This is a genomic window from Lihuaxuella thermophila (genome assembly GCF_900110165.1).
Classification (GTDB): Bacteria; Bacillota; Bacilli; order Thermoactinomycetales; family Thermoactinomycetaceae; genus Lihuaxuella; species Lihuaxuella thermophila.
Genome location: NZ_FOCQ01000004.1, coordinates 203,117 through 226,221 on the forward strand (window position 1 = coordinate 203,117; position 23,105 = coordinate 226,221).

Sequence of the window (23,105 nt, forward strand, 5' to 3'; positions counted from 1 at the left end):
CTTTTTGGTATTCACCGGGTTATGTTCCCGATACATTCCATCCGTATCTCCCGATAAACGTTCCCGGTATACGCGTGTTTTGTTGAAGGAGAGAGGAGAATGTCGGATGAACATATCAAATCTTATTTTATCGTTTCCGGCTGTTTCTGTGAACAGTAAAAAAGTAGGGAATCCTTTTTCCCTACTTTTTACCGGCCGAGATTTATTTAAAGACGGGTTCTTTTAATTCCGCTAGTTTCTCCAGCGAGGATTTTTCCACATCTTCGTGCAGGCTGTTGCCATGCGCATCCATGGTGACGATGGCGGCGAAGCCCTTCACGTGTAAATGCCACATGGCTTCCGGAATGCCGAATTCCATCATGTCGACGCCGTCCACTTGGGTGATGCAATCCGCATAGTATTGAGCCGCTCCGCCGATCGCATTCAGATAGACTGCCCCGTGTTCTTTGAGCGCTTGGAGTGTCTTTTTCCCCATACCGCCTTTTCCGATCACGGCGCGGACGCCGAATTTTTTGATGATGTCCGCCTGATAAGGCTCTTCGCGGATGCTGGTCGTCGGTCCGGCTGCTTTGACTTCCCAGTTACCGTCCTTGTCTTTGAGCATGACCGGGCCGCAGTGGTAGATGACACCGCCTTCGAGATCAACGGGCGAATCGTGATCGATGAGATATTTGTGGAGCGCATCGCGTCCCGTGTGGATGAGTCCGTTCAGGATGACGACATCTCCCACTTTCAGCTGGCGGATTTGCTCTTCGGTGATGGGTGTGGTGAGTTCGATTTGGCGCGAACCCTCGGTTTGCGGCGCAACAGTCAGCCCATCATTCTTTTGTTTTGGAGTGTCGGCAGGGATTTCGTCTTTGTACAGCCACTCTTTGATTTTGCCGGTTTCCGGGTCGATGGTGACACCCTGGCGGCGGAACGCCCAGCAGTTATAAGCGACAGAGACAAAGAAGCTGGCGGGAATCCGGTTCATCGATCCGATTTTGCAGCCGAGCAGGGTGGTATTTCCGCCGAAGCCCATGGTTCCGATGCTCAGGGTGTTGGCCTTCTCCATGATGTACTCTTCCAGTTTGGCCAACTCCGGGTTGGGATTGGTATCGTTTACTTTTCGGAACAATTGTTTTTTTGCCAGCTCATAACCGGTCGTCCGGTCACCGCCGATGCCAACGCCGATGAATCCGGCGCTGCATCCTTGCCCCTGGGCCTGGTAAACGCTGTGCAAAATACATTTGCGGATTCCGTCCAAATCGCGTCCGGCACGGCCCAATCCGGGCAACTCACAGGGCAGGCTGTACTGGATGTTTTTATTTTCGCATCCGCCTCCTTTGAGGATGAGCCGAACTTCGATTTCATCTTTTTCCCATTGCGTAAAGTGAATGACCGGGGTTCCTTCACCTAGGTTATCTCCGCTGTTTTCCCCTGTCAAAGAGTCCACGGAGTTGGGACGCAATTTTCCCAGCCGGGTCGCTTCAGCAACTGCTTCCCGGATGGCGGCGGTCATTCGAATTTGATTCGCTCCGACGGGAACGTGTATTTCAAACGTGGGCAACCCGGTATCCTGGCAAATCGGGGAGACGTTTTCTTCCGCCATGTCGATATTTTGCGAAATCGTCGCCAGAGCCAGTGCCGCACGGGTTCCCGCATCCTCTTTTTCTCTGGCGGCGCGAATCGCCTCGCGGACGTCCGGAGGCAGATTGGTCGAAGTTTCCGTGATCAGTTCCAGAATTGATTGTTTAAATGCTTCCATCAGTAACCCCTCTTTGTTTTCGGTTAGGTAAAAAATCGGTATCAAACTTACACCTGAATTATATCACTTTATATGGCTTATCTATTATTTATTATATACCCTCTGGCAACTATGTTCATATGGAAATAGATTCGGCTGTTCATGCTTCGGACCGAATCTATTTCATGACCGGTTGAGTTGAAAAAGAGAGTCAAGCGTGTGCCGCCGGGTTGAGGAGGTTTTCCAGGCGTTTTTTTACCCTGGGCCATTCTTCGTCAATAATGGAGTAATAAACAGCATCACGGATATAACCGTTATATAGAATGCGTTCGTTGCGGAGAATGCCCTCTTTTACGGCCCCCAATCGTTCAATCGCTTTTTGCGCGCGGAGATTGCGTGCATCCGTTTTGATCTGCACCCGGACAGTATGTAATTTTTCGAAACAGTGGGAGAGAAGCAGGTATTTGCATTCGGTATTCACGCGTGTCCGCCAGACCCGGGGAGTATACCAGGTAGACCCGATTTCCAGGCTGCGGTTGGCGGGGGAAATACTGAGAAAACGGGTGCTGCCGATCACTTCCCCGTTTTCTTTGTCGATGACGACAAACGGAAGTTCCGTTCCTTCGGCTTGATGAGCCAAGGCTTCCGTTACCAGGTTTTCCATATCTTCGAGCCGTGTCATCGGGCGGGTCATATAAGTCCAGATTTCCGGGTGGTTTCCTGCCCGAAAGAGAGCTTCGGTATGATGGGATTGAAGCGGCACTAACCGGACTCTGTTTCCTTCCAAATCAATGGGGCGTACGTCCACGGTTGTCTCTCCTTTGGTTGTTTATATTTATTTTTTTATACTAATCGATCTGATTTGAATGGCGCAACCATGCAAAAAAGCCTTACTTTCGTGACAGTAAGGCTGTAAAACGTTGCATGTGCCGCTCCTCACAAGTGTGTCTGCCGTTCAGCGTTTCGGATAAAGATTTGTTCGGATTCAATGATGCCGCATACGCCGCATTGGACCCGGTATTTGTCACCGCGGTACGGGTATTGCAGCGGATCGGAAGGGTCCACATGCTCCACAATTTCACCTGTTGTCGGGTCCTTCTTGACCGGTTGAACGACTTGCTCAATCAAATTAAAACGACTGCGGTTCGCGCCGCAGGAGGGACATAGGTAAGGAAACGCCATTCTAAGACACCTCCGGTTGTTACCATTCCCCGGCCTGCCTGATTTTATGTGGATTCGTCCTGTATCTCTTCTTCCGCCGAGGTGCTTTGTATGGTTTGTACCAGCTTTTTGATTTTTTGGAAGTGTTCGCGGATCTGGATTTTCGTCCATCCTTGTTTGGTCAGGAAGAGCAGTTGATCCAAGAGCAGCGGCGACCAGTTGAGACCCATCGCCGCTTGTGTAAACGCATGGGCAGCAATTTCCCTGGTTCGGCGAATCGTTTTTTTGGTCGTCAAGAGTCCTTTTTTTATTTTGATTTTGGGCAAGGCAAGATCCGTCCGGCCGCATTTGGTCTCTTCCAAGTGGTGAAACCATTCATGATACAAGTGCAGGCAAATAATATCCTCCGTGCAAACCGGCTGGTTCATCATCCGGAAAAATTGCTCCATTTGGTCAAGGGAGGGGCGGTAAATTTCAATCGTGGACGTTTTGGCGAGATACTGGGCCCGAACCCATTCATCCAACGCATGTTGGTTCAAGAACCGGACACCGACACCTTGTTTAAGCAGGACATTGATCAGCTCTTGCAGGTTAAAATCCTTCGCGTAAGAACAGGCCGCTTCTTGACCGATCCGGATCGCTTGATCTATATAGAACGGGATTTGTTCCGGTTGGATGAACGGGTACCATTCATCTCGTTCCAGTTCCGTGTAGGCCAGACAGAATGGGGATAAGACAGGCCATGCTTTTTCCAGCGAAACTGTTTTTAACCGTTTCGTATTGGACTCCGGTTTGGATTGGATCACTCTCACACTCTTTCCCCGTTTCGACATTTTTTGTTTCAGGTGTATGACGGGGCCGGCTTGACCCATTCCTGCCCGATTCATAAAAAAAGCAGACGGGCTTATCCACCGTCTGCAGAATCGGCTTTTTCACAATGGGCGAGGAGAGATCAGCTCCAAAATCCATTGTTTAAGGTCAACGTAACGCAAATGCTCAGGCTTGCTGTCAGTTCCCGAGACGATCATCGGCACGTATGAATCGAGGTAGTGCAGCGACCCGTGGGCAGCGCCTTTGTGAGTGGGTGAGCTTTCCCCGATCATTTCATATCCCGGTGCGCAGGTGATGACAATCACCCTGTCGGCTGTTTCCATGACCCCTGACAGGCGTGCCAACACATCGGGATAAACTCCGTATTCAATCTTTTTATCATCTGCGCGGTTCAGGTCCAGGACGGAGAGATCCCCTTCCAGTTCCCAGCTTTGCCGGTATTCATCCTGCTCATGCCCGCCCTGACGGAACCGGAATGTTCCCTTGTGTTGACCGCTGGCAACATGGATCCACCCCTTTTCTTTCCACGCGATGACATCAAGGAGGCGGTGTTGCCTGAGTTTGTGAACCACTTCGTCCATGGATAGCTGTGGGTCGACGAGATAGATATAGGCCATCCGTTCATTTACACAGAGAACGATTTGGTCTTTCGCACGCGGCTTTTTTTGTTTGAGGGGCATGATGGCGTATTTATCCAGTACTTTTCGCACATCGATATACGCTTGCCGTTTCTCTTTTATCAGATTGGTTTGCCCGCTGTCACCCAGCACAATCCATGTAATCTGATTCGCGGCGTCTTCCCAGGAAGAAAAAGCGTGCAAAAGCTGCTGCAGCTCCTGATCCGCTTTCTCAATTCCCTCGATAACGTTGGCCCCTTTTTTGTGGATGATCTCATCGTTTTTTGGAAAATAGGCGATCGTAAAAGCGGGCAACCGATTTTGTCTGATTAAGGAAACAAGCTCTTGTCTGGAAAAAGTATCATTGATTCCGTAACGGTTCCACACATGATCATGCCCGTTGCCGGAATCGATTTTGGAAAGGGAACCGAAAGAAAGGAACTCCGGGCCCATCGTCTCGATTTTACGGGGGAGGATTCCGGTCACGACGGCCAACCAAGGGGTTTGAAGCGTATGCTTTTTCTTCCCCCGGTAGATGACGGCATTGAGAGAGGCGGTCGGTTGGCCGGTGGCTTCGTGGATCGTTTGCACGTCTTTGCCGAGAAAATGTTGATTCAGATTTTGCAAACCGTCTCTCAGAACGTCTTTCAGACCCACTCTGAACGTTTCCCCCAAACCGGTGCCAAAGTTGACGATCCGGTTCAGCTCCTTGTGAAAGTAGGAGAGGCCGAATATTTTGTGATCGTTGGGATATGCTCCGGTCAGGAGGGTGCTGTCAATCGAGACCGACATCGTTGGAAAGCTGCTAACCACCCGAGGATAATAATGTCCTTTTTCCGAGAGAAACTTCAGAGCAGGAGCCCGTCCGAGTTTCATCGCCTCCTGTAAGGGAGCGTCCATCAAGGAGTCGATGACAATCATGACTACCGGCCGGGTGGGACGGGAAGCGAAGGCAGAAGGCTTATCCGGTTTCTTTTGGTTAAAGAAGAGGCTGATCCCGATCACGACCAGAACCACAGTTGCCACGATCAACACAGATTTCATCGATTTCATCCCGTTCCATTCCTCTATATACGACTTTCATTCCTATCGTTTCACAATAAATATTTATATATGCAAAAAGTAACAGGCACGAATGAAAAGGGTTTCCAAGATCCCATCGAGAAAGAAAAAAGAAAAGAGATTTTTCGAGATTAGAAAGGAATGAATCCCTTATGCATCATCTGCCAAAAGTACCGACAACAGAAATCGAGAACCGGTTGAAAAAATTTCAAAACCATTTGCAGCAGTCTCAGCTGGACGGGGCACTCATTACCCAAAATATCGACATCTATTATTTGACAGGCACGATGCAAAACGGGGTTTTGTTTGTTCCAAAGGACGGCGAACCGCGGTTTTATGTAAAAAAGAGCGTGGCCAGGGCCGAGTTTGAAGCATCCGTGCCCGTTGAAGAGATGGGCAGAATGAAAGAACTGGGACAAAAAATTGAATCCCGGTATGGCAAAGTGAGCCGGATCGGACTGGAAACGGATGTGTTGCCGTACGGGCTGGCTGTGCGTTATTTGGGGATGTTTCCGGGTGCGGAGCCCGTGGATATCTCTTTTCCGCTTCGCCTGCAGCGGGCGGTTAAATCCCGTTATGAATTAGACCAGCTCCGTGAAGCGGCCAGACGAATCAACGATATTATCCTTTCGCTCCCTGAGATGATCCGCCCGGGCATGAGTGAATTGGAGTTGACCGCAGCGATTGAGTACCGGCTTCGATTGCAAGGAAATATCAATATCTATCGCATGCGGGCATATAATCAGGAGTTGGCCCTCGGGATGGTGGCGTCCGGAAAAGCGGCAGCCACACCCACTTATTTTGACGGTCCTGCAGGAGGATTGGGGCTGTCCACCGCCAGTCCGCAGAGCGCAAGCCACAAAGCGCTGGCACCCGGAGAGCCCATTCTGGTCGATATCAGCACGGTGGTGGAAGGGTATCTCGTCGATCAGACCCGTCTCGCAGTGATCGGTGAACTGGAAGAGGATCTTGTCCGGGCATATGAAGTGAGCAGAAACATTTTAAAAGAAGTGGAGCAAATGGGACGGCCTGGTGTTGCGTGGGAGGAGCTTTACCTGAAGTCGCTGGAAATGGCAAAAGAAGCGGGACTGAGTGAGCATTTTATGGGCTATGGCAAAGACCAGGCCAAATTTCTCGGCCATGGGGTGGGGTTGGAATTGGATGAGCTGCCTGTCCTGGCCAAAGGGTTCAAGCAGCCGTTGGAGGAAGGAATGGTCATCGCCATTGAACCCAAATTCACCTTCCCCGGGCGCGGGGTGGTGGGGATCGAAAACACCTATCTCGTGACCGGCAGCGGTTTGGAAGCCATCACGTTTGCACCGGAAGAAATCGTGCAAATCCGGGCGGACTAAAACTGAATCCACCCCATCAAACCGATGCTTTTTGTAACCCGATTCCCTTCCTCTGCATAGAATGTGAGAGCATGGTGGAGAAGGACTTCAAAGTCAACAGGTAATACAGCCTATTTTTACACCAATGTTTCACCACGATGTAAGCCCGCTCATACTATAACTTGACTGGTCCCTGACCCTCGTGTTTCTAAAGTGCTCGAGCAAGGAAGGGTGGCATAATTTGAGTAATCAAAAAGGCAAACCCTTATTGACGAATCGGGAGAGGGAAGTTTTTGAATTGCTCGTTCAAGACAAAACCACTAAAGAAATTGCCCAACAGCTGTTTATCAGCGAAAAAACGGTTCGCAACCATATCAGCAACGTGATGCAGAAATTAAACGTCAACGGCCGGTCGCAGGCGGTTGTGGAACTTGTTCGGTTGGGCGAGTTAAAAATTTAATTCTGGCCCTTGTCGGGAACCCTACTGTATTTTTGAGCACGGTAGGGTTTTTTGTCGTGGGTTTTGCTGCGGGAATTAAAAAAATATTTGCATTCATTTATGCTATTATAATGAAAAATGAATGGTGTTCTGAAGGGGGAATTCCAATGCCGATCAAGATTCCGGATCACCTGCCCGCGGCTGAAATTCTAAACAGGGAGAATATTTTCGTGATGGGGGAAAGCCGTGCCTTCCATCAAGATATCCGCCCGCTCAGAATCGTGGTCCTGAATATCATGCCGACTAAAATCACAACGGAAACACAAATTCTTCGCCTGCTTGGGAATTCACCCTTACAGGTCGAAATCGATCTGATCCACCCCAAAACCCATACATCCAAAAACACATCCAAAGAACATCTGGCCACTTTCTATAAAACGTTCGACCAAATAAAACATCAAAAATACGACGGTATGATTATTACGGGTGCCCCTGTGGAACACCTGAGCTATGAAGAGGTCAATTACTGGGAAGAGTTAAAGGAAATCATGGACTGGAAAATGAAACATGTTACATCCACCATGCATATTTGTTGGGGCGCTCAAGCCGCACTTTATCATCATTATGGTGTCCCTAAATATCGGTTAGAGGGGAAGATGTTCGGGGTATTTCCGCACACTGTCACCAAGAAAAACACCAAACTGCTTCGCGGTTTTGATGATTGTTTTTACGCTCCGCATTCCCGGCATACGGAGATCCGCAGAGAGGACATTGAAAAAACGGACGAACTTGAAATCTTGTCGGAATCCGAAGAGGCCGGTATTTATATTGCCGTGAGCAAAGACGGCCGGCAAATTTTTGTGACGGGACACCCGGAATATGATCCGCTTACCTTAAAGGAAGAATATGAGCGTGATCTCAGAAGAGGCTTAAACATTGCCATGCCCAAGCACTATTTCCCAAATGACGACCCGGCCCAAACACCTGTACAGATGTGGCGGGCACACGCCAACTTGTTGTTTGCCAACTGGTTAAACTACTATGTGTACCAAGAAACGCCTTATGATTTGAATGAGATTAAATAAAACCACTCAAGCCGAGTGGTTTTTTGCTGCGTCCATTATCTGCCGGCCGGACTGAACGGTACTTTTCCCGGAATTGCGTCGCCCGATCTTTCTTCATTGCGGCTGAATGGATGATGGAGGCATAATAATGGGTGGACAAAGAATTGAGGGAGATATTCGGTTATGCTTTTTGAAGAGCGTGTTCAAAAATTCGAATACAAGTTGAACGATACGGATGATCAAATTATAGAGTATATCCTCAAAAATAAAAAAGAGGTAGCCAACATGTCGATTCAGTGTTTAGCGGCCAAATTGTTTACCGTGCCCAATACAATCGTTAGGTTATCTAAAAAATTAGGGTATGATGGGTACTCTCAATTAAAGAACAGCCTGAAGGATGAAATCCAAAGGGAACCAGAAGACAGCCTGTTCTTTCATATTCAAAAAACATTCAGTATCATTGACCCGGATCAAATGAAAATGGCCGCCAAACTCATTCATGAGGCCAGGCATGTCTTGTTTTTTGGTGTCGGAGATACCGCTCCATTTTGCGAGATGATGGTGAAACATCTTAAAGTTGTTGGAAAACAATCGGCTTTTTATCTGCACCGGCACGAAATTTTGTACGAGATGAACCGGTCTCATAAAAAAGATGTTCTCTTTCTCATCAGCTTATCGGGAGAAACACCTCAGGTACTGGAAGTCGCAAAGGTGGGAAAAAGCAAAGGAATCCGGACCATCTCGCTTACTCAGTTCAGTAAAAACTCTTTACAGCAGTTAGCCGATGTGAATTTATACTGTTACGCTCCCATACAAACGCTGAATGGATATGATGTTTCAGATCGAACCCCCATCATGATCGTATTGAGAAAATTTGCTGAGTATTATTGGGAATACACCGGAAGTTGTGTATAAATACACATGAAAGCGCTTCATCATGGGGGGACGGTGTAAAAATAGAGAAAAAACTTCTTCATGCTTTTTTTTGTGCTAGTATGAATTCACGACTGAACCACGAGAGAAAGGTATGGGGGCACATGAGGATGTTGTTAAAAAATCTCACGTCACCAACGTTGATCAGTACCCGGAAAACCTTTGGTTCAAAAGAAGAAATCATTGGATATTTGGTTAAAAAATTGTGGGAAGCCGGGAAATTGCATTCCGAGGAAGAGTTTTATCAGGCTGTCATGAACCGGGAGAAATTGTCTCCCACAGGAATCGAAGGCGGGCTGGCGATTCCCCATGGAAAGTCAACTGCAGTAAAAGAAGCCTCTTTTGCAGTCATCACATTGGAGAAGCCGGTCCATCATTGGGAAAGCATCAACCCCAACAACCAGGTGGAATTGGTCTTTTTGCTTGCCATACCGGAAGATGAAGCAGGTTCCACACATCTCACCTTATTGTCAGAGCTTGTAACCAGATTGTCTGATGAGAATTACAAAAAACTTCTGCTGCATTCCGAGACAAGCCAGGAACTGTTTGATCACTTGGACAGTCACCATGCAGATGACAGAGGAGCAGACGAAAAACAGTCCAATAAAACGATTTTAGCCGTTACCGCCTGCCCGGCGGGGATTGCCCATACCTATATGGCGGCGGAAGCGTTGGTCAAAGCCGGCAAAGAATTGGGTATCGATGTATATGTGGAAAAGCAGGGGGCAAATGGAATTGAAGACCGACACACGGAAGAATTAATAGAAAAAGCACACGCCGTCATATTTGCAGCGGATGTAGCCGTTAAAAACGAAGAGAGATATGATTCCCTTCCAAAAGTGAAAACTTCGGTGGCAGCACCGCTGAAAGACGCCAAAGGAATTTTAATGAAGGCATTGGCAAAATCGGGAAGCTCTGTTCATCGCAAGGACACCAAACCAGGTGTCTCTGTTAAATCAGAGCAAAATGAGCAAAAATCGTTCAAGACCGAACTCAAAGATTCGATCTTAACGGGAATTTCCCACATCATTCCTGTAATTGTGTCAGGTGGCATGACGTTGGCCGTCGCAGTTTTCCTGGCACAAGCCTTTGGTCTGCAAGAGATTTACGATACGGAAGGTTCGTGGCTTTGGCTGTTAAGAAAGTTGGGTGGAAACTTATTAGGCACGTTAATGGTACCGATTCTTGCGGCGTATATGGCTTATTCCATTGCTGATAAGCCGGCGCTGGGTCCGGGATTTGCCGCGGGAGTAGCCGCCAACCTGATCGAAAGCGGTTTCTTGGGCGGTATGCTGGGCGGTCTGTTGGCGGGTTATTTCCTCAAGTATCTTAAGACTGTCGTCAAAGCGAAGGGGACGTTTGCGGGATTTGTCAGCTTCTGGTTATATCCTGTTCTTGGAACACTGGTGGTCGGTTCCATCATGCTGTTTGTCATAGGAAAACCGTTGGCTTCGTTAAATCAAGGGTTAATTGACTGGTTAAATGGTTTGTCGGGAGTGAACGCGATTATCTTGGGAGCCATCCTGGGAGCGATGGTTTCGTTTGACCTGGGCGGCCCCGTCAACAAAGCGGCTTATACTTTCTGTATCGGTGCCATTGCAAACGGTAACTTTATTCCTTATGCAGCCTTTGCTTCAGTCAAGATGGTATCGGCATTTGCTGTAACCGGAGCAACGATCTTCGGCAAGCGATACTTTACTGAAGCGGAAAGAGAAGTAGGAAAACAGACATGGTTGTTGGGCTTGGCAGGGATTACGGAAGGAGCCATACCGTTGATGATTAACGATCCGCTCCGTGTCATTCCGTCCCTGGTTGCCGGATCGGCGATTACGGGAGGGATTGTGGCCTTTTTTAACATCGGGTTAAATGTCCCCGGCGCCGGCATATTCTCTCTGGCCTTTTTACAAGGGCAGCCGGCTTTGATGGCTGCAGGAATTTGGCTGGGAGCAGCCGTTCTTGGCGCTTTGGTTACGATGGTTTTGTTGATTGCAACGAGAAAAAACAAACTGCGTAAAGAACAAGAAGAGAAAACATTCTCACGAGCTGCTGCGTAAGCAGCTTCTGATTTTTATACAACCAACACGACTGGAGGATACCATGAAAAAAGTTCATATCGTACCACATATGCATTGGGACAGGGAATGGTACTTTTCAACAGAAGAATCCAGAATCCTTTTAGTCAATAATATGGAAGAAATTATGGAGATGCTGGAAAACAATCCGGATTATCCTCACTATGTTTTAGACGGGCAAACGGCGGTATTGGAAGACTATTTTGCCGCAAAGCCGGAAAATAGAGAGAGAGTCAAAAAGCTGGTACAGGAAGGCAAGCTGATTATCGGGCCCTGGTATACACAGACGGATGAAATGATCGTCGGTGGGGAATCGATTGTAAGAAACTTATTGTACGGGATTAAAGATTGCAAAGAATTGGGAAGTCATATGCAAATCGGATATCTTCCGGATTCGTTCGGTCAATCTTCTCAAATGCCGCAAATTTTAAATGGCTTTGATATTAAATATTCGATCTTCTGGCGGGGAGCTTCGGAACGCCATGGCACGGACAAAACGGAATTTTATTGGGAATCCGGGGAAGGTTCCAAAGTGCTGGTCCAATTATTTCCCTTAGGTTATGCCATTGGAAAATATCTGCCGGAAGATGAGGAAAAGCTGAAGGAGCGCATCGACAAATATTTTGCGGTGTTAGACCGGGGAGCGACAACGGATCATATCATCCTGCCGAACGGTCATGACCAGATGCCCATTCAAAAAAATATTTTTGCCATCATTGAAAAGCTGAAAAAATTATATCCGGATCGGGAGTTCTTTCTGAGCAAATATGAGAACGTGTTTGAGGAGCTGGAAAAAAACAGGAATTTGCCGACCTTAGAGGGTGAATTCTTAGATGGTAAATACATGCGTGTTCATCGCAGCATCTATTCCACTCGTATGGATATTAAAGCGTCCAATACAAGAATAGAGAATAAGATCACAAACATTTTAGAGCCGCTCGCTTCCCTGGCATACAGCCTGGGTTTTGAGTATCATCACGGACTGATTGAGCTGATTTGGAAAGAAGTATTGAAAAATCATGCACATGACAGTATTGCTTGCTGTTGTTCAGATCAGGTGCACCAGGAAATTTATAACCGCTTCTGCCTTGCGGAAGAGAAAGTGGATCAGTTAATCCGATTCTATAAAAGAAAAATTGTGGACTCCATCGATACGGAATGGAACGTTGACCGACTTACGGCATTCAACCTGCTTCCTTATGATCGTGAGGAAGTGATGACAACGACGGTGATTACAAAATTGGAGTCGTTCAAGCTCTTGGATGAAGAAGCCAATGAGCTCGAGTTTGAAGTGCTGCACAGCGAGATGATAGATCCCGGATTAATTGACCGTCAAATCGTCCATTACGGAAACTATGACCCGTTTATCAAATATACGATCCAGTTCAAAGATTGCCTTCCCCCGTTAGGTTATAAAACCTATTTCGTGGTGGAAAGCAACGGGAAAATGAACCATTCCACCGTCCATAAAGATCAGGTGGAAACCGATTTTTATGAGATCACGGTGAATCCAAACGGAACATTAAATATCTTTGATAAGCAGTTAATGAAAACGTTCCGCAATGTCCTTTTGCTTGAAAACGGCGGAGATGACGGGGATGAGTACGATTTTTCCCCATTGCCGGAAGAACAATTGATTTACAGTGATCAAGTAGAGGCAGATGTAGACATCAAGCAAAATCAATATGCCGCGACGATCGATATTCGGTGTACGCTGAAAGTTCCCGGGGATATAAATAAGAGAAAAGAAGGGGTCGCAGACAGTTCGGTAGATATTCATCTCACCTTAACCATTCCCAACCACAAGCCAATCATTGAAGTGAACGTTGAAATTGATAATCATGCCAAAGATCATCGCTTAAGGGCGTTGATCCCGACCGGCATTGCCTCTCAATTCTCGGTTTCCGACAATCAGTTCGGATTCATGAAGCGCGATGTATATGATTCTGCCTTGGACATTTGGGAGAAAGAAGGTTGGGACGAGCGTCCGGATCCGATCTACCCGATGTTGAACTTTGTCGGTTTATCCAATGAAAAGTTTGGTGTCAGCGTGTTGACCAACAGCACAAGGGAATTCGAAATTGTCGGCGATGAGTACGATACCATTGCTGTTACGTTGTTCAGGAGTGTAGGGGTTTTGGGGAAAGAAGACCTGCTAAGAAGGCCAGGCCGTCCTTCGGGCATTAAATTGCCGACCCCTGATTCGCAAATGCTTCGAAGGATCACGTTGCAATTTGCGATCACCACCCACGCAAAATCTACATTGCAAGCAAATGTTGCCCGTATGGCCAAAGAGTATTTGACGCCGATTCATTTCTATAATAAAATCCCGTTCGACGCCATGAAGATGAATAAAGCAGATGTAAAAACACCAGCACGCTACAGCTTCTTAAAAGAAGTACAGCCCGAAGTGGTTATGAGTACGCTGAAAAAAGCGGAAAATAGCGACCAATTTGTATTGCGTTTCTTCAATCCGACTGATGAAGAAAAGACGGCTTCATTTCAATTGACCACTTCCGGAAGACAAGTGTATACGGCAAATCTCAATGAAAAGCCTTTAGAAGTTTTGAAGGCGGAAGACGGTCAGTTTCAGCTGAAAGTACAAAGAAATCAAGTGAAAACGATTTTGTTTTGAAAAACATGATGTAAAAAGACACTGCTCTTTTTGTCCGAGAGACGAAAAGAACGAGTGTCTTTTTACATTTTCTTTATCGATTGCGCTTCTACCGGCCTAGCCAACACAATCTGGAAACGAGCGGCAACTTTTGGTATTTAGAAATTTACGAAATATGGGATTTCCTCACTCGCTGTATATAATAAATGAATATAATGTACAAAGGGAATGAAACGGGTTTGCCGATGCTTCCGGGAGGAAATTTTATGAAAGGGGCATGACCATGAGCATAACAGAGCATGACTGGCAAGCGGAACAACAGCGGGTAGACCGGGTTGTCCGTAAGATCAGCCAACGGATCGCCGCTCTTCGTCAACATGCCGGTAAAATGAAAACAGATATTGTAGACATCCGCAAGAATTTCTGGGAAGATGTGACCGTCAATCTTGATGATCCGGGTGAAGCGGCAGAAACATATGCAAGCATGAAGCAGCAAGCAGAAGTGTTGTCAGAGAGGGAACGCAGCCATCGGCATGTGCAAAATCAGATCACGACGTACATGCGGCTGAAGCGGTCCCCCTATTTCGGGCGGATCGACTTCAGAGAAGACGGGGAGGAGAAAGCGGAGCGCATTTACCTCGGTATCGCTTCTTTTTTCGATGAGCAAAACGACCAATTTCTTGTCTATGACTGGCGGGCGCCGATCTCCAGCCTCTATTACGATTATTCGCCCGGACCGGTTGAGTACGAGACCCCGGCAGGCAAAGTGCGTGGAGAGATGGAACGGAAGCGCCAGTACATGATCCGCGACGGTCGCATCCAAAGCATGTTTGACACGGGCATCACCATCGGCGATGAACTGCTGCAGGAAGTGCTCGGCAAACGGTCGGATACGCAGATGAAGAGCATTGTCGCCACGATTCAGAAAGAACAGAACCGCATCATCCGCAATGAGCGAAGCCCGATCCTGATTGTACAGGGAGCCGCAGGCAGCGGCAAAACATCTGCAGCCCTGCAGAGAGTCGCCTATTTGCTGTACAGGTATCGGGAAACGCTCCGTTCGGAGAATATCGTGTTGTTTTCTCCCAATCCCCTGTTCAACAGCTATGTTTCCACTGTACTTCCCGAACTCGGCGAGGAGAACATGCAGCAGACAACCTTTCAGGAATACCTGGAACAACAGCTCGGTCAGACGTTTCAGCTGGAAGATCCGTTCACGCAAATGGAGTACATACTCACAGCCGTAAACGAACCCGGGTATTCCGCCCGAATGGAGGGAATTCGTTATAAAGCTGCGCTCGAATTTATGCAGGTGATGGAGCGGTACATCACCTTTCTCGGACGGGAAGGCATGATTTTTCGGGATCTGAAATTCCGGGATGAAGCGATTATTTCCGCTGAACGCATCAAGGAACGATTTTACTCACTCGATCCCTCCCTGCCTGTATCCAACCGGATCAAGTTGACGGCCGACTGGCTGCATGAGGAATTGAGGAAAAGGGAAGTGGAGGAGCGGACCAAGCCATGGGTGGATGAGGAAATCGAACTGCTGGATAACGAGGCTTATCTGCGGGTGTACCGGAAGCTTCAGCGGGAAAAGCGTTTCACGGAGGAAACCTTTGACGACTTCAACCGCGAACGCGAGATGCTTGGGGCCATGATCGTTCGGGAGAGGTTCAAGCGGCTGAGAATGGATGTGAAGAGACTGCACTTTGTCGACATACCCGCCCTTTACCGGCAGTTGTTTGCGGAGCCGGAGCAGATTCTCCGGGTTGCGCCCGGTGCGAGGTTGCCTGAGCATTGGGAGGCTATCTGCGCACAAACGGCTGAAAGGTTGAAGCGCTTTGAACTGGCCTACGAGGATGCAACCCCCTATTTGTATTTGAAACAAAAGATCGAGGGATTGAATACCCATCCCTCTGTCCGGCACGTATTTATCGATGAAGCACAGGACTATTCCCCTTTTCAGTTCGCCTTCATCAAGCAATTGTTTCCGCATGGCAGAATGACGCTGCTCGGCGACTTGAACCAGGCGATCTACATTCATGCGACCGATGGTTTTGACCCGCTGTTACCGCTATACGGGACCGAACAGACCGAAACGATCGTACTGACGCGAAGTTACCGTTCTACACGCCAAATCGTCGAATTCACGCGTCAATTGATTGCCGGTGGAAAAGAGATCGTACCGTTCAACCGCAAAGGGAGCAAACCCACACTGGCACAGGCATCTGATGAAACGGAGCTTGCGGCAAAGGTGGCTGACCGGATCCGGAAGCTTCAGTCGGACGGACATCAGACGATCGCAGTGATTTGCAAAACAGCGCGAGAAAGCCTGGAAGCGTATGATGCACTGAAAGAACATGCGGATCTCTCTCTGATCGGGAAAGAGACAACTTCCTTTGAAACAGGCACACTGGTCATTCCGTCTTACCTGGCGAAAGGGATCGAATTTGATGCGGTCATCATTTACAACGGTTCACGGGCGCAGTATGGAAGAGAGAGCGAGCGAAAACTGTTCTACACTGCCTGTACCCGGGCCATGCATGAGTTGCACATTTATTTCATCGGGGAGATGAGCCCGTTTATTTCCGGGGTTTCTCCTGATACCTACGAATGGGAAGCCTGAGGACGCAACCCTCTTTCCTTATTCTTACGGAACCCGCCATGGATCAACGCGGCGGGTTCTTCTCATCTCATCGCCAGTCTTTGCGGTTGGGTGTATGCTCCCTCTTCTGGGTAAACCTAATAACATTCGAGTTTGGAGGTGTACCCAGTGAGGAAGAATGTCGATACGTACCAAGAAAAAACGTTCCCGCTCAGATCCCCTGAAGAATTGAGAGAAGCAAGATGGAAAATTCCAGAAGGGAGAAAAGGGAAGAAACAAGGGGAACACGGAGGCATAGACACAGGCGGAACTCCACCGGAAGATGTGAATTGACGCGTATTTGAAGTAGATAAAAATAGACTTTCCTGTTCAAAAACCTGCTGTACCACTCGTGCAGCAGGTTTTTCATGATATGAGTTTCACTGTTTGGTTTGTTTATCGAATGAATTATATGATATATTCAAATTATATCGTATATAATCAAGGTTCGTAAAAAAATTTGCTGCCTTGCCGAGTCTGTTGACTCGCCAGAAATGGACCGGAGCTGTCAGCGTTGATCCGGTTCATAGATCGGGTCCCGTGCGCGATGCAACATGAGTGATTGCAAAGGAAGACACGATGGGTCAAGCCTGAAAAAGGTGGTGGTTTCATGCAAATGGATGTAGTCACGATTGGAGAAACCATGGTGATGTTTACTCCACAGACAACCGGGCTCTTACGATATGCCAAAAACTTTACTTTAAGTTATGCAGGTGCTGAAACCAATGTGGCCATCGGCCTGTCGCGATTGGGGCACCGGGTGGGTTGGATCAGCCAGGTCGGGCAAGATGAGTTGGGGGAATCCCTGATTTCATTTGTACGCGGAGAGGGGATTGACGTCAGCCAAGTGAAAAAGCACCCGACCGCCCCCACCGGCCTCTATATAAAAGAGTATCTGAATCAGAAAGAAGTCAGGATTTACTATTATCGCCATCAGAGCGCAGCCAGCATGATGGACCGGAGAAATATTGATACAGACTACATTTCCCGGGCCAAATTTCTGCATATTACCGGCATCACGCCGGCGCTCAGCGGGAGTTGCCGCGAGATGATATTTGAAGCGATCGATGCGGCAAAAGTACATGGAGTCAAAGTGGTGTTTGACCCTAATTACAGAGCGAAATTGTGGGATGCCGAAACGGCGAAGCCTGTTTTACTGGAAATTGCCGCACGATCGGATATCATCTTGCCGGGAATCGATGAGGCAAGACTTTTGCTGGGAAAAAGCGATCCGGAAGAGATTGCAAATGATCTGTTCCATTTGGGAGCTCAACTGGTTGTAGTGAAATTGGGACCCGAGGGAGCCTATTACCAGTCAAAAAAAGAGGTTGGTTTTGTTGCAGGCTTTCCGGTAGACGAAGTTGTGGATCCGGTGGGAGCGGGTGATGCATTTGCGGCCGGATTTTTATCAGGGCTTCTGGAAGGGCTTTCGTTGGAGTCAGCGGTGCAAAGAGGCAATGCGGCGGGAGCTTTGGTCGTCATGGTGCGGGGCGATTACGAGGGATTGCCGCAAAGGGAAACGCTCATGCGGTTTATGAAAGCCTCCGGACAAGACGTTCTCAGGTAAGAAAAACCGGACAGTGTGCAGAGGTGAAAGTGAAGATGAAAATCATTGGTTATGAAACATTCAAAGTACCGCCACGTTGGCTGTTTTTAAAAATTGAGACAGATGAGGGGATTACGGGCTGGGGAGAACCGGTGATTGAAGGGTGTGCAGATCCGGTTGAGACGGCCGTCCGTGAATGGATGAACTATTTGATCGGTAAAGATCCGTTGCGCATTGAAGATCATTGGTCAGTCATGTACCGCGGCGGATTTTACCGGGGCGGTCCCATCTTGATGAGTGCCATCGCCGGTATTGATCAGGCTTTGTGGGATATTAAGGGCAAATATTTTCAAGCGCCCGTTTATCAATTATTGGGAGGAGCTTGCCGGGACTCCATCCGCGTTTACTCGTGGATCGGGGGCGATCGTCCGAGTGAAGTGGTGGAAGCTGCGAAAAAAATGGTTGAAAAAGGGTTTACGGCGGTCAAAATGAACGCAACCGAGGAACTGCAATATATCGATTCTTATGAAAAAGTGGAGCAAGTGATTGAGCGAGTGGCCAGCATTCGGGAAGCGGTGGGCAACCGGATCGGAATCGGAATTGATTTTCACGGGCGTGTGCATAAACCGATGGCCAAAATTTTGGCCAAAGAGTTGGAGCCTTATCACCCGATGTTTATTGAGGAGCCTGTATTGCCTGAAAATAATGAAGCGTTGCGGGATCTGGCCCATTTAACTTCCATACCGATTGCCACAGGCGAAAGAATGTATTCGAGATGGGATTTCAAAACGTTGCTGGCCGATGGTTATGTGGACATCATTCAACCGGACCTGTCGCATGCCGGAGGAATTACCGAATGCAAAAAAATCGCCTCGATGGCAGAAGCTTATGATGTGGCACTGGCCCCCCACTGCCCGCTGGGTCCGATCGCGTTGGCCGCTTGTTTGCAGGTGGACGCGACAGCCCATAATGCGTTTATACAAGAGCAAAGTCTGGGCATTCATTATAACGAGGGAACCGACCTTCTTGATTATCTCACTGATCCCTCTGTGTTCCAATATCAGAACGGATATGTACAAATTCCCCAGGCCCCCGGATTGGGAATCGAAATCAATGAAGAGCATGTGCGAAAAATGGCTGAGGTTGGCCATAACTGGAAAAACCCTCTCTGGCGCCATCCGGATGGAAGTGTTGCCGAATGGTAAAAACGGGGGATGCTTTTTCCTCTTATCCATCCATTCAGCCAATGATAAAAGAAGATTTAAAAATCCTTGCGCCAAGGCTTGGCAGCAGGGCTTTTTTTTGGACGAATTGCTCTTTGGAAATGCTGCCTGTTCTACTTCCTTCCAATTTCGGTGTAAAATAAGGGGAGAAAACGGTAAGTCATCGTAAAATGAGGTTGAACGCCATGAAAATCGTATTATCTACATTAAATGCCAAATATATCCATACCTCTCTGGCGCTGCGCTATCTGAAGGCCTACAGCGGCAGAGACTTTGACATTGAAATTGCCGAGTATACGATTAAAGATCCGGCGATGAATATCGTATCGGACTTGTATGGCCGCGGACCGGATCTTGTCGGTTTCTCCTGTTATATCTGGAACATAGAAGAAACGATTACGGTCATCGATATGCTGAAAAAAGTAAAACCGGATCTAAAAATCGTGCTGGGCGGCCCGGAAGTATCCTATGACACGGGATATTGGATGGAGCGCTTACCCCAGGTAGATTTTATCGTGATGGGAGAAGGAGAGGAAACCTTTCACCATTTGCTCACTGAATTATCCGGCGAGCAAAAGTTTCACTATGTCTTCGGGCTTGCATACCGCAAAGGAGAGGAAATCCTGCTCAATCCGCCGCGCCCCAAATTGAATTTGGCAGAGCTGCCGTCCCCGCATCGGTTTCCGGAAGACATCCCTCATCTTCCCAACCGGGTGATCTATTTTGAGACAAGCCGGGGCTGTCCGTTCAGTTGCCAGTTCTGTCTGTCCAGTATTGAAGTAGGGGTGCGTTATTTTGATATCGAGCGGACCAAGCAGGATTTGCTGTACTTGATAGAACATGGAGCAAAGCTGATCAAGTTCGTGGATCGGACATTTAATATCAAGCGTGACTATGCCATGGAAATCTTTCAATTTCTGATTGAAAACCATCGGGGGTGCGTCTTTCAATTTGAAATCACGGCCGACATTATGAGACCGGAGGTGCTGGATTTTCTGTCAGAAAATGCGCCGCCCGGCATTTTCCGTTTTGAGATCGGGGTTCAGTCTACCAATGATCCGACCAATGAGGCCGTCAAGCGTCGGCAAAACTTTGCCAAATTGGCCCGGACGGTGACCAAAATCAAAGAAAGCGGCAAGATTGCCCAACACCTTGACCTGATCGCCGGTCTCCCGCTGGAGGACTACCAAACGTTTAAGAAAACGTTCAACGATGTGTTCGCGCTCCGGCCGGAAGAGCTTCAGCTCGGTTTCCTTAAAATGCTCCGTGGAACGGGAATGCGTCTGAATGCTGAAAAATACAACTATGTCTATATGGAAAGAGCCCCTTATGAAATCCTGGGCAACGATGTTCTTCCCTTTTCCGATCTCGTGCGGATCAAGCGGGTGGAAGACGTGCTCGAAAAATATTGGAATGCCCACCGGATGGATCATACGCTGGAGTTTTTAATCGAGCATGAATTTGCGTCTCCATTTGACTTCTTCCAGGAGTTCGGCGACTACTGGGAAGTCCGGGGATGGCAAAAAATCGGGCATCAACTGGAAGACTTGTTCATCCGGTTAAGAGATTTTCTGGAACACCGGGGTACGAAGCGGATGGATATCATTCTTGGTTTGATGAAGTACGATTATTATTTGAATCATAAACAAAGACCGCGCAAGGGTTGGTGGAACTTTACCCTGAACAAGGAACACCATGCTGCCCTGCTCCGCCGGGCCGCGGAACAACCGGAGCGCGTGTCCGGGGATTTTTGTGAGCTGGGCTTGACAGAACGGGATCTGCATAAGCATGCCGTGGTCGAAGTCCTGCCGTTTGATCTGGACACTTTCCTGAAAAGCGGGGAATTGTTGGAGCAGAAGACAGCTTTGTTTGCGGTATATCGCCCCGGCGAAAGGGTACGTTGCTATACGATGAAGTTGGACCCGCAACTCGTACAGAGCGATTGGCGGTTACAAGGGAATGGTTGAGGGGCTGTGTTTGGGTGGATCTTGGATCCCAAGTGGGGGGTATTTCTTGAAAAAACCATAGCTGTATGGGGAGGAGTTTCATTCCTTGCGCAAAGTTCTCATCCCTTTGATCCTGTTGATTACAGCGGGAAACATCTGCTGGTATGTATATGACCAGACCAGGCTCTACTGGGAAACCCATGAAGTGAGGGAATTCCGTGTTCCGGGCAAATGGGCTCCCCACTATTTGGCAACCGCTAAAAAATATCGGGTGTCCTGGTTTTATCTTGCCTCGATCGATGAAGTCAGGACAGGATATGAAAAGGTGAGCCGAAAATCGATTGAAAATCATGCACGGCAACTGAGAAAATTGCTGGATCGGAAAGAAGATACACCTCAACACGTGGAACAGGCACTTTTGCAGCTCTATCCGCGCCAAGATGTGATCCGGATGATGCAGATTGCCGACTCTTACGCATGGGAAGCAGCTCCGCTTTCCAAGGATTATCAGTTTCCGTTTCGACGACAAGACCGTCACAAGGTTGCTTATTCCGACACCTGGGGAGAAAGCCGGACTTACGGAGGCAAGCGGAAACACGAAGGCATTGATTTAATGGCCCCGAAAGGAACTCCGGTGGTTTCTGTAGCCGATGGAGAGGTCATCCGAAAAGGCTGGAATCGCCTGGGAGGATGGCGCCTTCTGGTGCAGGATGCCGATCATCCATATATTTACTACTATTACGCCCACTTCAGTAAATATGCGAAAAACATCGAAGAGGGAGACAAAGTGAAAAAGGGGCAAACCATTGGTTATGTGGGGGACAGCGGCTACGGCCCGGAGGGAACCACTGGTAAATTTCGGCCGCATTTGCATTTTGGGATGTATGTGAGGGAAGGCATGTTTTCCATTCAGCGGGATGCCGTCAACCCTTTTCCATTTTTACGGGTATGGGATGAGAAATGATTTTCCGTCCTGTTTACAGTTCCAAATGACCGGAAAGAGGTGAATGCCATGGACGGGTCCATCTCTGAAGCGTTAACCCGGCTCGGCGACCGATCCCGCCCCGGACAAATCCGCCCTTTATCGGGAGGGTGCATAAATCAGGCGTTTTATGTTCAAACCGGAAACAGCGAATACTTCGTCAAAACCAACGAAAGAGCGGGCAGGGACTTTTTTCAAAAAGAAGCGGAGGGCTTGAGGCTGCTGGGGAATGCTCAAGCGATACAGGTTCCGAACGTGTACGGGTATTTCTATTTTGAGGAGACGGAAACCTCTGTCCTGGTGTTGGAGTGGGTTGAGGGGAACAAAAACAGCCGGACGGAGGAACAGTTAGGCAGAGGAGTGGCCGGGCTGCATCAAACGTACGGCGGGGCCTTTGGGTTGGAAGCAGATAACTATATCGGTTCACTGCCTCAGGTCAACCAGTGGCAAGATGACTGGATCGCTTTTTACCGTGAACAGAGATTGGGCGTACAGGCGGCATTGGCGGAACAACAGGGGTATATGCATCCCGGCCGGTTCAAGAAATTGCAGAAGTTGATGGATCGTCTGGAAGAGTGGCTGCCGGATCACGTCAAGCCTTCCCTGATTCATGGGGATCTTTGGAGCGGCAATTGGATCACCGGACCCGGCGGGGAACCTTATTTAATCGATCCAGCGGTCTGTTTCGCCCATTTTGAGCTGGAATTGGCTTTTACCGAGTTGTTTGGGGGCTTTTCCGAAAAATTTTACCGGGCCTATGATGAAGTCAATCCGGTAAGTGAGGGCTACCAGGACAGAAAGCAGCTTTATCAGCTTTATTATCTGCTGGTTCACCTGAATGTGTTTGGCGAATCCTACGGCAGTGCGGTCGACCGGGTTCTGGAGTATTATGTATAAAATATCTTGTTGGG

General features: G+C 48.3%; 18 protein-coding genes. 13 read left to right on the forward strand and 5 right to left on the reverse strand.

The features are described 5' to 3' along the window. Positions 1-202 precede the first annotated feature (202 nt). The 5 genes from BMW55_RS06105 to BMW55_RS06125 all read right to left on the reverse strand — a co-directional run bounded on the left by BMW55_RS06105 (position 203) and on the right by BMW55_RS06125 (position 5,388). Positions 203-1,747, reverse strand: coding sequence for a fumarate hydratase (locus BMW55_RS06105; protein ID WP_089966392.1), 1,545 nt, complete (start codon positions 1,745-1,747; stop codon positions 203-205). 190 nt (positions 1,748-1,937) lie between these two features. Then, a complete protein-coding gene (locus BMW55_RS06110; RefSeq protein ID WP_089966394.1) occupies positions 1,938-2,534 on the reverse strand; it encodes a GNAT family N-acetyltransferase in 597 nt (198 codons plus the stop codon). 128 nt (positions 2,535-2,662) lie between these two features. Beyond that, entirely contained in the window at positions 2,663-2,908 is a 246-nt protein-coding gene (locus BMW55_RS06115) for a DNA alkylation repair protein (RefSeq protein WP_089966396.1), read from the reverse strand. Positions 2,909-2,952: 44 nt separating this feature from the next. Further along, complete coding sequence (locus tag BMW55_RS06120) at positions 2,953-3,699, reverse strand: hypothetical protein (RefSeq protein ID WP_139179454.1); 747 nt, start codon at positions 3,697-3,699, stop codon at positions 2,953-2,955. 120 nt (positions 3,700-3,819) lie between these two features. Then, positions 3,820-5,388, reverse strand: coding sequence for an alkaline phosphatase family protein (locus BMW55_RS06125; RefSeq protein WP_089966401.1), 1,569 nt, complete (start codon positions 5,386-5,388; stop codon positions 3,820-3,822). 161 nt (positions 5,389-5,549) lie between these two features. On the opposite strand from BMW55_RS06125, the gene BMW55_RS06130 reads away from it, so the two are divergent. The 13 genes from BMW55_RS06130 (at position 5,550) to BMW55_RS06185 (ending at position 23,091) form a co-directional block, all read left to right on the forward strand. Continuing rightward, the gene (locus BMW55_RS06130) at positions 5,550-6,749 is read left to right on the forward strand and encodes a M24 family metallopeptidase (protein WP_089966403.1); all 1,200 of its coding nucleotides are present in this window, start codon (positions 5,550-5,552) and stop codon (positions 6,747-6,749) included. Between the two features lie 220 nt (positions 6,750-6,969). Next, on the forward strand, positions 6,970-7,188 hold the full coding sequence (locus BMW55_RS06135; protein ID WP_089966405.1) for a helix-turn-helix domain-containing protein: 219 nt from the start codon (positions 6,970-6,972) through the stop codon (positions 7,186-7,188). 146 nt (positions 7,189-7,334) lie between these two features. Further along, positions 7,335-8,252 carry a homoserine O-acetyltransferase MetA gene (gene metA / locus BMW55_RS06140; protein WP_089966407.1) on the forward strand — a complete coding sequence of 306 codons (918 nt, stop codon included), beginning with the start codon at positions 7,335-7,337 and terminating at the stop codon, positions 8,250-8,252. 162 nt (positions 8,253-8,414) lie between these two features. After that, positions 8,415-9,146 (forward strand): MurR/RpiR family transcriptional regulator, encoded by a 732-nt coding sequence (locus BMW55_RS06145; protein WP_089966409.1) that lies wholly within the window; start codon positions 8,415-8,417, stop codon positions 9,144-9,146. A 128-nt stretch (positions 9,147-9,274) separates the two neighbouring features. Next, the gene (gene mngA, locus BMW55_RS06150) at positions 9,275-11,218 is read left to right on the forward strand and encodes a PTS 2-O-a-mannosyl-D-glycerate transporter subunit IIABC (RefSeq protein ID WP_089966411.1); all 1,944 of its coding nucleotides are present in this window, start codon (positions 9,275-9,277) and stop codon (positions 11,216-11,218) included. Between the two features lie 43 nt (positions 11,219-11,261). Further along, positions 11,262-13,871: a mannosylglycerate hydrolase gene (gene mngB / locus BMW55_RS06155; protein ID WP_089966412.1), complete on the forward strand. Its 2,610-nt coding sequence runs from the start codon at positions 11,262-11,264 to the stop codon at positions 13,869-13,871. 262 nt (positions 13,872-14,133) lie between these two features. Continuing rightward, the gene (gene helD, locus BMW55_RS06160; protein ID WP_089966414.1) at positions 14,134-16,479 is read left to right on the forward strand and encodes an RNA polymerase recycling motor HelD; all 2,346 of its coding nucleotides are present in this window, start codon (positions 14,134-14,136) and stop codon (positions 16,477-16,479) included. Between the two features lie 147 nt (positions 16,480-16,626). After that, the gene (locus tag BMW55_RS19275) at positions 16,627-16,791 is read left to right on the forward strand and encodes a hypothetical protein (protein ID WP_170839769.1); all 165 of its coding nucleotides are present in this window, start codon (positions 16,627-16,629) and stop codon (positions 16,789-16,791) included. A gap of 322 nt (positions 16,792-17,113) precedes the next feature. Further along, complete coding sequence (locus BMW55_RS06165) at positions 17,114-18,064, forward strand: sugar kinase (protein WP_089966526.1); 951 nt, start codon at positions 17,114-17,116, stop codon at positions 18,062-18,064. Between the two features lie 35 nt (positions 18,065-18,099). Next, positions 18,100-19,248 (forward strand): galactonate dehydratase, encoded by a 1,149-nt coding sequence (dgoD, locus tag BMW55_RS06170; RefSeq protein WP_089966416.1) that lies wholly within the window; start codon positions 18,100-18,102, stop codon positions 19,246-19,248. A gap of 203 nt (positions 19,249-19,451) precedes the next feature. Further along, the gene (locus BMW55_RS06175; protein WP_089966418.1) at positions 19,452-21,233 is read left to right on the forward strand and encodes a B12-binding domain-containing radical SAM protein; all 1,782 of its coding nucleotides are present in this window, start codon (positions 19,452-19,454) and stop codon (positions 21,231-21,233) included. Positions 21,234-21,318: 85 nt separating this feature from the next. Beyond that, the gene (locus BMW55_RS19645) at positions 21,319-22,176 is read left to right on the forward strand and encodes a M23 family metallopeptidase (protein ID WP_244527462.1); all 858 of its coding nucleotides are present in this window, start codon (positions 21,319-21,321) and stop codon (positions 22,174-22,176) included. A 48-nt stretch (positions 22,177-22,224) separates the two neighbouring features. Next, positions 22,225-23,091, forward strand: coding sequence for a fructosamine kinase family protein (locus BMW55_RS06185; protein ID WP_089966420.1), 867 nt, complete (start codon positions 22,225-22,227; stop codon positions 23,089-23,091). The last annotated feature ends 14 nt before the right edge of the window (positions 23,092-23,105 follow it).